The 12972-nt window shown below is 55.7% G+C and carries 13 protein-coding genes and 1 tRNA gene; 10 read left to right on the top strand and 4 right to left on the bottom strand.

The window, feature by feature from the left end:
- Positions 1-164 precede the first annotated feature (164 nt).
- From proB to ABD982_RS04705, 7 genes are all read left to right on the top strand, one after another.
- A complete protein-coding gene (gene proB, locus ABD982_RS04675; RefSeq protein ID WP_345445771.1) occupies positions 165-1265 on the top strand; it encodes a glutamate 5-kinase in 1101 nt (366 codons plus the stop codon).
- A 60-nt stretch (positions 1266-1325) separates the two neighbouring features.
- On the top strand, positions 1326-2609 hold the full coding sequence (locus ABD982_RS04680; RefSeq protein WP_345445141.1) for a glutamate-5-semialdehyde dehydrogenase: 1284 nt from the start codon (positions 1326-1328) through the stop codon (positions 2607-2609).
- Between the two features lie 141 nt (positions 2610-2750).
- Positions 2751-3005 carry a hypothetical protein gene (locus ABD982_RS04685; protein ID WP_345445143.1) on the top strand — a complete coding sequence of 85 codons (255 nt, stop codon included), beginning with the start codon at positions 2751-2753 and terminating at the stop codon, positions 3003-3005.
- A gap of 89 nt (positions 3006-3094) precedes the next feature.
- A complete protein-coding gene (gene nadD, locus ABD982_RS04690) occupies positions 3095-3790 on the top strand; it encodes a nicotinate-nucleotide adenylyltransferase (RefSeq protein ID WP_345445145.1) in 696 nt (231 codons plus the stop codon).
- Positions 3791-3896: 106 nt separating this feature from the next.
- Complete coding sequence (locus ABD982_RS04695; RefSeq protein ID WP_345445147.1) at positions 3897-4910, top strand: hypothetical protein; 1014 nt, start codon at positions 3897-3899, stop codon at positions 4908-4910.
- Positions 4911-4963: 53 nt separating this feature from the next.
- Positions 4964-5419 (top strand): ribosome silencing factor, encoded by a 456-nt coding sequence (gene rsfS, locus ABD982_RS04700; RefSeq protein ID WP_345445149.1) that lies wholly within the window; start codon positions 4964-4966, stop codon positions 5417-5419.
- A gap of 204 nt (positions 5420-5623) precedes the next feature.
- Positions 5624-5699 (top strand) — tRNA-Ala (locus ABD982_RS04705).
- Positions 5700-7025: 1326 nt separating this feature from the next.
- Here ABD982_RS04705 and ABD982_RS04710 read toward each other — a convergent pair.
- The 3 genes from ABD982_RS04710 to ABD982_RS04720 all read right to left on the bottom strand — a co-directional run bounded on the left by ABD982_RS04710 (position 7026) and on the right by ABD982_RS04720 (position 8942).
- Complete coding sequence (locus ABD982_RS04710; protein ID WP_345445151.1) at positions 7026-7367, bottom strand: hypothetical protein; 342 nt, start codon at positions 7365-7367, stop codon at positions 7026-7028.
- A 296-nt stretch (positions 7368-7663) separates the two neighbouring features.
- Positions 7664-8320: a LysE family transporter gene (locus ABD982_RS04715; RefSeq protein ID WP_345445152.1), complete on the bottom strand. Its 657-nt coding sequence runs from the start codon at positions 8318-8320 to the stop codon at positions 7664-7666.
- Between the two features lie 151 nt (positions 8321-8471).
- Entirely contained in the window at positions 8472-8942 is a 471-nt protein-coding gene (locus tag ABD982_RS04720; RefSeq protein WP_345445154.1) for a DUF3817 domain-containing protein, read from the bottom strand.
- A gap of 220 nt (positions 8943-9162) precedes the next feature.
- Between ABD982_RS04720 and ABD982_RS04725 the strand changes: the two genes are divergently transcribed.
- Genes ABD982_RS04725 through ABD982_RS04735 form a run of 3 tightly spaced genes read left to right on the top strand, consistent with a single transcriptional unit; the run spans position 9163 to position 11540 of the window.
- The gene (locus tag ABD982_RS04725; protein ID WP_345445156.1) at positions 9163-9876 is read left to right on the top strand and encodes a DsbA family oxidoreductase; all 714 of its coding nucleotides are present in this window, start codon (positions 9163-9165) and stop codon (positions 9874-9876) included.
- Positions 9877-9930: 54 nt separating this feature from the next.
- Entirely contained in the window at positions 9931-10923 is a 993-nt protein-coding gene (locus ABD982_RS04730) for a DNA glycosylase AlkZ-like family protein (protein ID WP_345445158.1), read from the top strand.
- Between the two features lie 32 nt (positions 10924-10955).
- On the top strand, positions 10956-11540 hold the full coding sequence (locus tag ABD982_RS04735) for a hypothetical protein (protein ID WP_345445160.1): 585 nt from the start codon (positions 10956-10958) through the stop codon (positions 11538-11540).
- Between the two features lie 101 nt (positions 11541-11641).
- Here the strand turns inward: ABD982_RS04735 and ABD982_RS04740 are convergent, their stop codons facing one another.
- The gene (locus ABD982_RS04740) at positions 11642-12844 is read right to left on the bottom strand and encodes an MFS transporter (RefSeq protein ID WP_345445162.1); all 1203 of its coding nucleotides are present in this window, start codon (positions 12842-12844) and stop codon (positions 11642-11644) included.
- Positions 12845-12972: the final 128 nt, after the last annotated feature.

Here is a 12972-nt window from a genome sequence, read left to right on the forward strand (position 1 = left end):
TTGCCGCCCATCGGTTGATACCGGTAGGCGGCAATGTTGTATATTCGAAGGGTTGTTGCGGAAGAGCATAGGAAGAGAAAACAGTGGATATTAAAACCGCTTTCCAGGCCAGCGCTGAAGGGCGGGGCAAGCACCGCCGTAGCCCCATTCTTGAGCGTGCTGATATGCCCAAGGCCAGGCGTATCGTAGTTAAGGTGGGCTCTTCGTCTCTGACCTCCATAGAGAATTCACTCGATGAACTAGCAATTGCCACGATTTCTGATGTGCTGGCCAAGAAGAAGCGCGAGCACCCCAGTATTGAGCTGGTTTTTGTATCTTCTGGCGCCATTGCTGCCGGCCTGGCGCCGCTAGGTCTTTCCCGGCGTCCCAAGGATTTAGCAACGCAGCAGGCTGCTGCCTCGGTGGGGCAGTCCCTCTTGATGAGCCGCTATACCGATATATTCAGCAGGTACGGGGTGACGGTATCCCAGGTACTACTAACCGCTGAGGATTTGATGGCGCGCGACCGCTACCAAAACGCCCACCGACAGCTAGAGCGTCTTCTCGATTTGGGTGTGATGCCGATTATCAATGAAAACGATGCGGTAGCAACCCGCGAAATTCGCTTTGGCGATAACGATAGAATTGCTGCCCTGGTCGCCCACACGGTCAAAGCAGATGCGCTGGTGCTACTTTCAGATGTGGACGCTCTCTACACCCGCCACCCCAACGACGGAGGAGAGCGGGTCAACTCAGTACGAGGGGAAGAAGACCTCGCCGGTATGGCTATTGGCTCGGTGGGTAGTGCTGGGGTTGGTTCAGGCGGTATGGTCACCAAGGTGAAAGCTGCCCAGGTGGCAGCGTCCTCGGGCATCCCGGCTCTGGTAACCAGCGCACCGAATGCTCGGGCCGCTTTTGCTGGGGAGGACGTAGGAACCTGGTTTTATTCGACCGGCGACCGCTCAACGGTTCAGAGTCTCTGGCTACAGCACCTGGCAGATATTGAAGGGACCATCGCGGTGGACGCCGGAGCGGCAGCTGCCCTGCGCCGCCGCCGCTCCCTGCTAGCAGCGGGTGTCACCGGTGTTGAGGGCAACTTCGAGGGCGGTGGTGCTATCGCGATTACCGATGAACAGGGCACTATTATTGCCCATGCGCTCAGCTCTTATAGTGCGGGGGAGACCGCCCAAATGATTGGCCGCCACACCACCCAAATTCAGTTAGCTATGGGGGAGACCTATGACGGCACTGTGGCTCACGCCGACAACATTGTGGTGTTGCCTTAACCAGCTGCTAGGTGCTGCAGGTAACATGGTGTAAAACAGTCCCCAGGAAAGAAGGTTACCGTGGCAGAACAACTTGAGGTCAACGAAAAAACCATGCAGAGCGTGGTGCATATGGCAGAGGACGCCCGCGTGGCTTCTTTGAAGTTAGCCCGTGCAGATAGCAATTGGAAGAACCGAGCCCTTGAAGCCGTGGCCGTCTCGCTGGAGAAGCACGCGGCAATTATTACCGAGCAGAATGCTCTGGACCTTGAACGCGAGCATGAGGCGGGCATGAGCCCTGCGATGTTGGATCGCCTGGCTTTGAACGCGCATCGGGTGGGCGAGCTCGCCGGTGCTCTGCGCGCCCTGATTGGTCTGCCTGACCCGGTGGGTGAAGTGATGCGTGGCTCCACCTTGCCCAACGGTTTACGTATGCAACAGGTGCGGGTGCCTCTGGGCGTCATCGGAGCTATTTACGAGGCGCGCCCCAATGTCACCGTCGATATTGCTGGGCTTGCTATTAAATCCGGGAACGCTGTGCTGTTGCGCGGTGGCAGCGCAGCTGAGAAAACCAACCAGGTCATTGTTCGCATTATTCGTGATGCTCTCTACGCCACTGGTCTGCCCATTGACTCCGTGCAGTCGGTAGATGAATTTGGGCGAGAAGGCGCCAACGCTCTCATGCTTGCTACCGGTAATATTGATGTTCTCATTCCCCGAGGGGGCCGCGGTCTGATTCAGTCAGTGGTGCAAAACTCCCGCGTCCCTGTCATTGAAACTGGTGAGGGTAACTGCCATATCTTTGTGGACGAGAGCGCAGATGAAAAGATGGCCGTTGAAATCCTTCTCAACGCTAAAACTCAGCGTCCTGGCACCTGTAATACCGTTGAAACCCTGCTTCTAGCAAAGGGAGCTAAGGCCGCCCCCGCCGTTCTCACAGCCCTTTCCCGTGCCGGTGTCACCCTGCACGTTGATGCTGACACCCGAGAAATACTGCCCGAAGGTGTAGAGGCTGTTGACGCTACTGAAGAGGACTGGAGCACCGAATACGGCTCACTTGATCTTGCCGTCAAAACGGTAGCTGGCCTTCCGGATGCACGCCGCCACATTCGCACTTACTCCACCGGTCACTCAGAAGCCATTATCACCAATGACCTTATCAACGCTGAGACCTTTGTGCGCGATGTCGATTCATCGGCTGTCTATGTAAATGCCTCCACTCGTTTTACGGATGGCGGGCAGTTCGGTCTGGGTGCAGAGGTGGGGATCTCCACCCAGAAGTTGCACGCTCGGGGGCCTATGGGCCTCGAACAGCTCACCACCTCTAAATGGATTGTGCGCGGCGATGGGCACACCCGCTCCTAGAGCGCATACCAGCTAAAAAATTACGCTACCGGTGGGGCGCAACTACGCAAAAACCAAGCCCAACCGGTAGCATTAGATAAAACCCATACTGGCCCACCACCGGTGTGCCCACACACTGCACACCGATTGAAAGGTGCACACATGTTTGATACCCTCCTTGCCGCAGGTGCCACCGTCCTTGCCTCAGAAGAGACCGGCGCGCACCAGCTTGAACTGTACGGTATTCCCACCTACTGGTTCGCTATTTTCGGTTTCCTGTTCTTTGGCATCCTTATGTTCATCACCATCTCTTTCTCAGGCCGTGGCGTAATACGCGCCGAGCACGCCGCTGGTCACCTCTCCGCTGAGGAAGAAGCAGCAATGCTTGATTACAAGAACAAGCACGGCCGCCACTAGGCAAATAATCTTTATAACTGTCGGCGCGAGTGCGGGAAAATCTTCCGGAACTCGCGCCGCTGTTGTACCACCTACTCAGCAGGAGACCTGTGAACGCTACAACGTTCGATGACCAAGTGAACCTTGGCATCCCCCAAAGAACCCCGGGAAGAACCCGTCTGGGGGTGATGGGTGGAACCTTTGACCCCATCCACCACGGGCACCTGGTTGCTGCCAGTGAGGTGGCTGCCTATCTTGATTTGGATGAGGTAGTTTTTGTCCCCACTGGGCAGCCCTGGCAAAAGGCCGATAAAGAGGTGACAGACCCCGAGCACCGCTACCTGATGACGGTGATCGCTACTGCTTCAAACCCCCGCTTCACCGTGAGCCGCGTGGATATTGACCGTGAAGGGCCCACCTACACCATCGATACGCTCACCGACTTGCACGAGCTACGCCCCAACGCAGATCTCTTCTTCATCACCGGTGCTGACGCTCTAGGGCAGATGATGACCTGGAAGGACGCCGAGAAGATGTGGGACCTTGCCTACTTCATCGGTGTGACCCGCCCCGGGCATGAACTGACTATCCCCGAGCCTGCTGAGGGACGAGTGGCCCTCCTGGAAATCCCCGCTATGGCAATTTCATCAACGGGCATTAGAGACCGTGCCCGCGATAAAATGCCGGTCTGGTACCTGGTGCCTGACGGTGTGGTGCAATATATCAACAAGTACGAGCTATACAGCGCTGACGATGCGGCCGCCGGGGCAGGTAGCTACAACGAAGGTCTGCCACCAGTAGCTTAAAACCTGCCACACCTTCGGTGCACAGCCTTCCTGGCTAGAGCGTTTCTGGCTGTCTTGCTACCATGAAGATAAGTGTTAGTTACGCTCTCGACCACTGAGGACCCCCTTGAGTAAATCACCTGCTGAATCAGCAGAAGGACCAGCTGCTAAAAACAGCACCACTTACCTCACCGAGCCTTTGATCACGGAGGACGGGCTTACTATACCCCCTCCGGCCAGGCCCATGGGCCCGCGTCGTTTGGCTCGTTACTATGAGGAGGTGGCTGATTACCTGCGCGCCGTAGAGCGCGGGGATGACCCCTTACCCGCTGCACCTATGTTCATGAGTGGGCAGGCACCATCCCCGCAGTCTCACCGTGCCGGTTCCCTCGATCAGCTAGCGAGCCTGGGTTCTATTGACCAAGAGGTCACCTCAGATGAACCCGAGCTGGATTTTGAACAGACTCAAGCAACCGTGCTGGAGGACCCCCTGACCCAGATTGGGCAGCAGATATACGCAGGTGATGAGCCGGTTGAAACAATGGGTGCTTATCCTTCTGCTGATTACGCATCGCCCACTGGCGACTTCTTGGGGGATTCAGCATTTGTTCCCGATGAGCTACCGGGGGAGGGCACGGCAGAGGTTCAATCTGAGCTTCCTCATGAAACCTCAGCTGATACTCAGGTGGAGCCACCAGAGCTTAGCCTCCCATCGCCCGTTCGCGCTGTGGACGCTCAGGGCCTTGATTTAACGGAGTTAGACGAGACACTGCCCGCTGGGTTTTCAGGTGATGTGACTGAACCGGCTACCGTCAACAGTTCCGAACAGGTTGACCGTGCGGTAGACTCTGAGAGTTCTGATGAAACCGAAGAACCCCTCATGGGCGATCATTCATCAGAGGTAATGACTGAAGAAAGCGGTGAAGAATTCACCGCGCAACCTACCGACCGTGAGGTGGAGGTTGCCAATCAAGAAGAGACCATCGATACGACTGACGAAACAAGCCAGTCCACCGATATTGAGGTTGCCTCAGAGCAAGCTGATCAACCAGCCGCTCAGAGCGGGGCGATGGCGTCAATTATTGGCATTGTGGTGCTTGTGGCGCTATTGCTGATTGTATGGTTCTTCTTTTTTCAATAAGTTTTAGATAGACCCCAAAAAGTTTGGGGTGCTACGTGCTCGGAAAGGGCGAAATGACTGCTGCTGCAGAGTCTATTGAAGCGCTAAAGGTCGCCGCACGCGCTGCGGACGATATGCAGGGAACCAACCTGCTAGCTGTTGATGCTTCTGACATCATGGGTTTGATTGACGGGTTCCTCGTTGTCTCAGCCCACAACGAACGACTGGTCAACGCGATTGTTGATGGGGTTGAAGATAAGCTCCGCGAAGAGTTGGGCATCAAGCCCCTGCGCCGCGAAGGTCGCGCTGAGGGCCGCTGGGTTCTGCTGGACTTCGGTGACATCGTAGTGCACGTTCAGCACGAAGAGGACCGCGCTTTCTACGCGCTGGACCGCCTGTGGGGCGAAGCTCCCCGCATTGAGCTGGGCTTAGATTCAGAGGTCGGCGCTGTGGACGTTGCCGGCGCTGAAGCTGACTACCAGACCATCACTCCCGCAGAGGATCTGATGAACCAGCGCGAGGACGACTAGTACCTCCGCCAAGGTTTGCCTTGAAGCCTTTACCACCGGACGCCGCGCACCCATTGAGGTGCGCGGCGTCCGGCTTTCTGCGGATCAAAATGGGGGGGCAGAAAAAAGTAGAAGAATTTTGAAAAATAGGGTCCCCCGATTTGCGCGCCGTTCAAACATCTGGGTACACTAGATGAGTCGCCACGGCGGCAAACAAAAGAATATGGGGATATGGCGCAGCTGGTAGCGCACTTGCATGGCATGCAAGGGGTCAGGGGTTCGAGTCCCCTTATCTCCACCATCTAACTAGGGCAATCGTTCTCACCATTGAAAAATGTTGAAACGGTTGCCCTTTTTAGTACTCAACAAGTCCAACATGTCAAGCCTCCGAGAAATCAAAAACAAAAAAGGCACCTCAAGGTACTACGTCATCTGGCGAGATCCCCAGACCAAAAAATAGACTTCGTAGCCCTTCGGCACTGAGGCTGAAGCAGAACAGTTCCGCCAAGACCTCACCCGCCACGGCCACAACACTGAACAGCTCATGAGTGAGACCCAAAAGTGTCAGGGGAGTGGGTTTACCGTCCAAACGGTCGTCATCGAGCACCTAGCCCAGCCGGACGGTATCGAGGAAACCACCCTACGCAAAAATTAATCCATAGCTCATCGCCACATCTACCTAGCACTCGGTGAAATCAAGCTAGAGAACCTTACCCGGGCCGACGTCGTTTTATGGGTTAACGCCTTAGAAATGGAACCAAAAAAACCGGTAAAATTCAACGGTCAGATATAGAAAACGTTGCTTACGGTATCAAGCTTTCGAAGCCACGATTCACGGCTGAGAATGAATTCAAGCCCATATTCCTCAGTCGATTCGAGATTGAGTAGATCATAGTCAACAACCCAGAGCGACGCAGGCCGCTTATGCTTAATCTCGCATTCACAGGCATGCGTTACAGCGAAGCGACTGCACTCATAGGCAAAGACCTTTCCACAAACGATGAAGTCCCCTCCTGCTACAGGTCAGACGTTCCTGGAAAAGTGTCAGCACCAAGGAGTCCATGTGCCTAGGTGGGCCTAAAACCCGGCAATCCATCCGCACAGTAACGCTTTCTAAGGCAAACTCCGCGATGCAGGCCTAACCACTCAGACTCGTATTCACGACCTATAATATTCCCACGTCAGCGTCCAGCTCAAGGGGTGTCCAGACATGTCGTCTCCAGGAAGCTAGAGCGCTCCAGCATGAAAACCACGGTAGAGCGATTCGGACAGCTATTCTCACGCGATGACGCGAGAGCAGTGGATGCGTTAGATTAGATGTTTGAATGCAGGTTGAGATCTTGATTATTGATAAGCCCCTGTCGCGGTGTAAACCACGGACAGGGGCAAAATATTTCAAAATCGGGGGGGTAGAACTTAGTCGTCTTCACAAAGTGCGCATGCCCCTGAACCACCGCATGCTGGGCAGTCAGGGTTTGCACGGCTTCGACCTTCTTCCATATCCCATCTTTCTAAATCACTATCGAAAATGGAACCACCATTAGGATTGTGGTCGTGGCCGATCATGCATCTACAAGGTTCGTCGTACATAGAGCCAGGGCCATTTTCCCTGCGAATCACATAATGTTTAGTTCCTGTTGGCATCTTTATCATCCTTCGACGGTTGTTCGGTATGTGAGTAGGTAGCAGATTGGTTATCTGTTTCGTTATCGTCAGTTTTATTCTCGATCACCGACCGGAGTTCTTGTTCGCTGACAACCCCTTGGCTGCGGGTAGCCCGGCGTTGCTTATTCTTGTTTTTCAACAAGTTCCAGCCTTTGGTTGCTCCAGCACCAATAGCAGCACCCGCTACTATGCCTCCGGCCAATATTTTTGGCATAGCTTCGGCTACAGCGCCTTTTTTAATTTGGTCGACTAATATATCGACACCGCCGACGGCTTTGGCCTGTGTAACGATTTCTTGGTACATTCCTAAATTTCCCATATATGGATTATAGAGTCCGAAGATCTTAGATGAGGTACAGAGGACAGGGAATCAGGGGGACTTTTACTTCATTACATCAATAACAACAACACCCACGCACTCACCGATAAGGTGAGCGCGTGGCTACTCTTATTCGGGCTTCGTGCAGGTGGGGTCGGGGCAACAGCACCGATGCGATTCAGATGGCCGTGGTCGCCGTACTGAGCCATCGCCAGCACTAAGCCTAGAAAGTCGGTCTTAGCCTTTTTGGACGGCGCCAGCCAAGCTTGTCTTGACTGTCTCTAGTGCCCTGCCAGCACCATGATGGCTGCTACCAGGATGAAGAGGGAACCAAAGACCAGGTTGAGCGCTCGCTGTCCACGCACCGAGTGAGAGAGCCGGGTGAGCGATTTTGCCACCACCGCAAAACCGCCCCACATAACCACGATGTCAATAACAATCATGGTGGACGCCAGCAGCAGGTACTGGGGTAGTTGGGGCTGATCTGGGCGAATGAACTGCGGCATGAAAGCCAGAATAAAAACAATAGCCTTAGGGTTAGACATGTTGACCCAAAAGCCGCGGTTCACCAGTGAAAGCGGTGAACCTGGATGTTTCGATGCCTTTTTGCCCGCACCCTCAACCCGCGCGGATTCGGCGTCCTGAGCTGGCTTAACTTTTGCCAGCATCATACGAATACCCAGGTAGACCAGATAAGCCGCTCCGCCATATCGGATGACGTCAAAAAGGATGGGGGACTGGGCAACGATGATCCCCAACCCGGCAGCCACAATAGCGATCTGCGTCAGTAACGCTAGCTGTTGCCCCAGCACCGTAAAGAATGAACGCCTCCAGCCATAGAGCAGGGAGGTTGTCATGGTGTTCACCGCACCGGCTCCAGGCGTCAAACTGATGATAAGACAGGCAGCAACGAGGGAAAGCCAGAGGGTTAGGGTCATAGACAACCATCCTAGGGTTGGGGTAGCCGCAGCGGAAATATGCTGACCAGCTACTGAGAATACAGCTGGTTGTTATTGCTCCCCGATAGCAAGAACCCGACGCCACATCGGGCGCCGGGTTCTAACCATTGAGGGCAATGAGACCCAGAGGCTAGTTCTTGGGGATGGGCGGGCCCAACCACAGCAGGGTCAGGTAGAGAGCCACCACAAAAGCAAGCAACACAATAATTGCCAGTAGAGGGTTACGAAGCACCCAAGCCTGAACCTTTTCTACCAGGGTGCGCGGTGCCTGCCCGCCGGGGGCAAGGCGCCACCCGCCGTCCAAAAGGCCGCGCTTCTTAAGAAAAATTTCATAGGGCACGGTTGCAAAAGGCACAATGGCTAGCAGTACGCCCATGATGCCCAGAGCAGGCTTCCACTTCTGATTAACCCAGACGAAGACCGTGACGGTGGCGTAGCTTAGAAAAATGAAGCCGTGCAGACCGCCGGCAAGAGAAACGAAATCAGCAAGACCAATCGCCCTGCTGATGATAGCGGCGATCAGACCAGCCCAGGTGACCATCTCGGCAGCTGCGAAAAAACCAAAGAGCTGGTGCGGGGTGGGTGACGATGAAGGGGACATAGTTCCGTCCGGGGTAGAAAACCGTTGCACCACCACTGTACCGGCAGACCCACAGCACATACCAACCCCATCAGCGCTTACTTTGGTGCTCTGAGCCTGGAGCAGGGCACCACCATAGTTTTTACCCCGCAGGACACTGTATGGTGTTCCTGCTGGAATAAAGTAAGGCCCCGACTAGTTATTCACCCTAGAAACTTTACCTAGAAAGAAAAGTGTTCCCATGAAGATTGAAATCTGGTCCGACATTGTTTGCCCCTTCTGCCTCATTGGCAAACGCCACCTCGAACTTGCCCTCGAGCAATTCGAACACCGCGACGCTGTTGAGATTATCTGGCGTTCCTTCGAACTAGACCCAACCGCGCCAGCAACAGCTGAAGGGACGCTAGCTGAAGCTATCGCCCGCAAGTACGGTATTAGCCTGGAGCAGTCAGAAGCATCCCAACGAGATATCGCCGCCCGAGCCCAAGCCGTCGGACTAACCTTCAACTGGCAAAAAGCCCAGTACGGAAATACCTTTGACGCCCACCGCATGATCCATCTTGCAGCTGCACACGGAAAAGCCAATGAAGCCCAGCAAGCCTTCAAGACCGCCTACTTTACCGACGGCAAATCAGTAGCTGACCCCACCATCATCCGCGAGATCGCCCTCGAATTAGAGCTACCCGCACCTGAGGTAGAAGAAGTCCTCACCACCGACCTCTACGCAGATGCCGTGCGCACTGACGAAAACCAAGCCCGCACCTACGGCATCAGCGGTGTCCCCTTCTTCCTCATTGAAGGGAAGTGGGCCATCAACGGCGCCCAGCCCATTGACTTTATTCTCGGTGGACTACGCCAGGTCTGGGAGCAACTACACCCCGCAGAACCCAAGCCCACACTACTTACCGTCCCCGGAGCAGAAGGCGGAGCAAGCTGTGGCCCCGACGGCTGCTAATAGCCCTCCGTCAACACACGCCATCTGCACCCAGCCCCCTCTAAACTTAGAGCCATGGATACCAAAGAACTGCTCGCCCGCAGGCTCATCGCCCAAGCGCTCGCACCTACCGACGCGCGTCCTGCACCGACGACCCTGGCCGAGGCAGCCCGTTATATGGTGGCAACTCAGGGGCAGAACTATGCTGGTGGGCTAACCGACCTTGCTATCCGTGCCGGGCAGGACGCCGCTCCGACCGGTAAGAACACCAGCGAACTGGACGCCGCCATGGCAGACTACGAGGTCATTAGAACCTGGTCTCAGCGCGGTACCCTGCACTTTCTGCATCGCGATGATCTTTGGGTAGCGTTGCTGTGCGGTCACCGCTCAGTTGCAGGAAATATCGTTAGGCTCGCAACAGCCTTCGGTATTACCACCGATGAGTACCACTCAATCCAGCAGGCAACTTTTGATGCCTGCCCCCAACTCACCGACCGGGCGTCCTTACGTTCCGTTACAGCCCACCTGCCTCAATCCAGCGCCGTAACCTCACACCATCTGCGCCGTCTAGGTGCTAGCGGGCAGATTATTCAAGGCCCCAAAGCAGGGCAGCACGATACCTTCATACAAACCCAGGTAGCCCTGCCTCAGGAACTGGAACAAGCACAGCAGCGAAACAAGGCTGACGCCACAACAGAGCTGGCCCAACGCTACTTCAGCACACGCGGCCCCGCCACCATCGAAGACTTCTGCTGGTGGTCCTCCCTGCCTAAAGGCACAAGCCTCAAAGCAACAGAACAACTGGCCGCAGACGGCAAACTCCTGCGCACAGACATCGGCAACCAGCCCCACTACATGGCACCCTGGCAAGCAGACGTCACCGGCAAAGAACTCACCGCAGCCAGACGACTCACCTTCCACCTCCCACCCTTCGACGAATACTTCATCGCCTACAAAAACAGGGACGCCCTCTTCGCACCCGGCGTAGACCCCCTCACCGTCATGACCAAAAACGGCATCAGCTGGCCCTTCACCGTAGCCGGCGGCGCCATCACAGGCAGAGCCTAAACCCCACCATCACCTCCACAAAAAGAACAGCCATGACCACCACCCAACCCCCTGAAAACCGCCAAGCAACCATCGAACGCGGCACCGGCATCAGCTGGGACGACTGGCTCACCTTCTTCGAACCCATTAAAGACCAGGGACACGCAGAACTAGCGCTCACCGCCACCGCCCACATCCAAGCCCACGGCACCTGCACCCAGCCCCACTGGTGGGCACAGGGCGTCGTCATCGACTGGGAAATCACCCAGGGCCACCGCATCCCCGGCCAGCGCAGCGACGGCACCTTTGGCGCATCGGTCAGCAAAACCCTGCCCGGCGATATGGACACCCTGCTGGACGCCTGGGGCAGCTTCATCGGCACCACACCAACCATCAACGGCGAAAGCCTCACCTGCGACCCCCGCATCAGCAGCACCGAAAAATGGCGCTACTGGTGCGCCAGCCTCACCGACGGCACAGAAATCACCGCCAGCTTCCAAACCAAAAAAACTCCAGCCGGATCACCCACCAAAGGCATCGTCTCCGTAGACCGCACCAAACTCACCGGCGCAGAGCTGATCGTCCCCACCAAAACCTGGTGGAAAAACAAACTAGGGGAGTTCGCAGCAACCCTCTAACACGAAGCCAGCAACCCTAATCGAATACATATTCGAACTCAACACAGCACACAGCCCCTGCCAACTGGCAGGGGCTGTATGCTATGACGACCAAACTTAGATTAGCCTTTCACCATCGCCCGGCGGCTCACCACAAAACCCACCAAACCAAGCAACCACACCAACGGAACAGACAACCAAGCCTGCCCAAAAGACCCCAAAGAAAACTCCCCAGAACGCTCCAACCATACACCCATCAACTGCGCAGCCACCATACCCGCAGTAAAACCACCCATATTCGCCAACCCAGTACCCGCCGCCAAAACACCCGGCGACAAGCGCTCGCGCACGGTATCAAAACCGTAGTTGGACGCTGGGACGAACATACCCAGCAGAGCAACAGCTACCAGCAGCAGCCAGAAGGCTCCGCCTGCCTGGAAGAAGACCAAGAAGCTCAGCACGATCAGACCAGACATGGTAATTGCCGCGTACTCACGTTTGGCACCAAATCTGGGGGAGACGGCTCCCAGAAGCGGGCCAGAGACAATATTAACCGCGGTGCAGAGCACCAGTGCCATACCTGCGGTCTGAGCCGATAGACCCAGCCCCAACGTCATCATGGGTACACCCCAAATAAGGGTGAAAACGATCAGCGGCACCAGGCCCATCCAGTGCACGAAGAAAGCTTGCCAGCAGACCGGTGACTTCAGCACCGACCCTAGACGCGCTGAAAAGGAGCCTAAGGGGATGGGCGTGGTGAGGGGTGGACGCGGTGAGTCTCGTAGCGCTACCCAGGCGGCTAAGCCGACAAGAATGCCCACTGAACCCAGCGACACAAAGGCCACCGTCCAGCCCTGCACTTTCAGGAGTGAAAGAAAAGGGATAGCTGACACAAATTGGCCCAACTGCCCAATAGCTGCTGATGTTTGGGCAATGAGTGGAGCCCTTCTGAGGGGGAACCACTCGGGGATTAGCCTCATGAGGGAAAGAAAAGCGGTGGCATCGCCTACCCCAATGAGTGCTCTGGCGCCCAGCGCGACAGAGAAGGAGGTAGTGATGCCCAAGAGAATCTGCCCGCATGCCATGATGACGGCACCTATTGACATGAGCCGGCGGGGGCCGAAGCGGTCAATGAGAATGCCCATCACAATCTGCGACAGCGCATAGACACCCACCTGCAAGGACGTGAAGACGGCAAGTTGCGAGGCACCTACATCGAAGCGTTCCAGTGCGAAAACGCCTGAGACACCAAAGGACGTTCGCCCGGTGATCGCCACCAGGTAAACGGAAACCGCCACCAACCACACTACAAACGCTCGACTCACCGGATCACAACCTTTCAACCCTTCCGATTATATGACCCGCTAATCCGTAAATACTCATCACCCGCTTCTACCGTAGATATAGGTGCAAGAGCGGTTCACAGTTAGAGAAATGACGGGAAATAAACAGG

It is taken from the genome of Rothia endophytica (assembly GCF_039543885.1).
In the GTDB taxonomy this organism is placed as follows: Bacteria; Actinomycetota; Actinomycetes; order Actinomycetales; family Micrococcaceae; genus Rothia; species Rothia endophytica.

What these genes read in the sequence shown, in the direction of transcription:
- proB (WP_345445771.1), top strand. Translation starts at nt 165, where the DNA reads ATGCCCAAGGCCAGGCGTATCGTAGTTAAGGTGGGCTCTTCGTCTCTG.
- ABD982_RS04685 (WP_345445143.1), top strand. Translation starts at nt 2,751, where the DNA reads ATGTTTGATACCCTCCTTGCCGCAGGTGCCACCGTCCTTGCCTCAGAA.
- rsfS (WP_345445149.1), top strand. Translation starts at nt 4,964, where the DNA reads ATGACTGCTGCTGCAGAGTCTATTGAAGCGCTAAAGGTCGCCGCACGC.
- ABD982_RS04710 (WP_345445151.1), bottom strand. Translation starts at nt 7,367, where the DNA reads ATGTACCAAGAAATCGTTACACAGGCCAAAGCCGTCGGCGGTGTCGAT.
- ABD982_RS04715 (WP_345445152.1), bottom strand. Translation starts at nt 8,320, where the DNA reads ATGACCCTAACCCTCTGGCTTTCCCTCGTTGCTGCCTGTCTTATCATC.
- ABD982_RS04720 (WP_345445154.1), bottom strand. Translation starts at nt 8,942, where the DNA reads ATGTCCCCTTCATCGTCACCCACCCCGCACCAGCTCTTTGGTTTTTTC.
- ABD982_RS04725 (WP_345445156.1), top strand. Translation starts at nt 9,163, where the DNA reads ATGAAGATTGAAATCTGGTCCGACATTGTTTGCCCCTTCTGCCTCATT.
- ABD982_RS04730 (WP_345445158.1), top strand. Translation starts at nt 9,931, where the DNA reads ATGGATACCAAAGAACTGCTCGCCCGCAGGCTCATCGCCCAAGCGCTC.
- ABD982_RS04735 (WP_345445160.1), top strand. Translation starts at nt 10,956, where the DNA reads ATGACCACCACCCAACCCCCTGAAAACCGCCAAGCAACCATCGAACGC.